This window comes from Bacillus sp. P4_D3 (assembly GCF_056401855.1).
In genome coordinates, this window is the sequence record NZ_JBFUIN010000742.1 from 1 (window position 1) to 1,483 (window position 1,483).

The following is a 1,483-nucleotide window of genomic DNA, read 5'->3' on the forward strand; positions in this document are numbered from 1 at the left end:
ACTTTGAATTAAATTATACGCACCACGAATTTTGAAAGAACGAATAACTTGTAAATCTTCTCGCTTAACATATACGTCACATTCATATTTCTCAGATAAAACTGAATCTCGTTGTAACGGTGTTTTAATAACGATATCTTTCATGCGATTATGAGCCATTAAGATATCTTCAATTTTCACTCTCTCCTTTACATTTTGCACCATTTTATATCATCCTTATCTCTTTTTATATTGGCTCAATCAAAATTCGGGATTTTCAGAACTGCACCTGTATTCGCCGATGTTACCATTTGTGCATAACGTCCAAGCCACCCAGTTTTCACTTTTGGTTCTGGTCGTTTCCACCCTTTTTTACGCTTCTCTAATTCCTCATCACTAACTCTCACTTCTAACAAGCGTTCCTCAACATCAATACATACAATATCTCCTTGTTCAAGAAGTGCAATCGTTCCGCCAGCTGCTGCTTCTGGTGAAATGTGCCCTACCGAAATACCACGTGAAGCACCAGAGAAGCGACCATCAGTTAAAAGTGCAACATCTGCTCCTAATCCCATACCAGCAATTGCTGATGTTGGTGCTAACATTTCCGGCATACCAGGTCCGCCTCTTGGTCCTTCATAGCGAATAACAACTACATCTCCTTTCTTAACTTTCCCAAGCATAATGCCGGCAAGCGCCTCATCTTGTGAATTAAAGATAACGCAAGGTCCTTCAAATCGTTTTACTTCTGTTGCTCCGCTTTTAATAACCGCTCCGTCTTTCGCAAGGTTTCCTTTTAATATACGTAATCCTCCTTCTTCACTATGAGGATTTTCTAGAGAATGAATAACTTCCTTATCTTGAATCTCTGCATGAGCAATGTTTTCTCTTAATGTTTGCCCAGTAGCAGTTATACGATCAAGGTGAAGTACCCCTTCTTTTCGGCTCATCTCTTTCAAAATTGCACTAATCCCGCCTGCGCGATCGATATCTTCCATATGCCAATTAGAAGCTGGACTTACTTTACATAAATGCGGTACACGCCTTGAAACTGCATCAATGCGGTTCATATCGTAATCTAACCTTGCCTCTTGTGCTAGTGCTAACGTGTGTAATACTGTATTCGTTGATCCACCCATCGCCATATCAAGTGCAAACGCATCATCAATTGCTTCTTCTGTTACAATGTCGCGTGGTTTAATATCTCTTTCAATTAAAATTTTTAATTTTTCTGCTGCTTGTTTAATTAACTCCTCACGTCTTGGATCAATCGCTAAAATACTCCCGTTACCAGGAAGAGCTAAACCTAACACTTCACATAAACAGTTCATAGAGTTCGCTGTAAACATACCGGAACAAGAACCACAAGATGGACAGCCATGATCTTCAATATCCTTTAATTCTTCTTCTGAAATTTTCCCAGATTGATAGGCTCCTACCCCTTCAAAAACAGAACTTAAATCGACAAMTTCCCCTTTAGATGTTTTCCCCGCTGCCATCGGAC

The 1,483-nt window shown here is 39.8% G+C and carries 2 protein-coding genes; both read right to left on the reverse strand.

The annotated features are described in order from the left end of the window. Positions 1-204 (reverse strand): pyridoxal-phosphate dependent enzyme (locus tag AC1DTM_RS26190; RefSeq protein ID WP_477001254.1); only part of this gene is annotated, 204 nt, incomplete at its 3' end. A gap of 32 nt (positions 205-236) precedes the next feature. After that, positions 237-1,483: dihydroxy-acid dehydratase domain-containing protein (locus AC1DTM_RS26195; RefSeq protein WP_477001255.1), on the reverse strand; the 1,247-nt coding region annotated here is incomplete at its 5' end.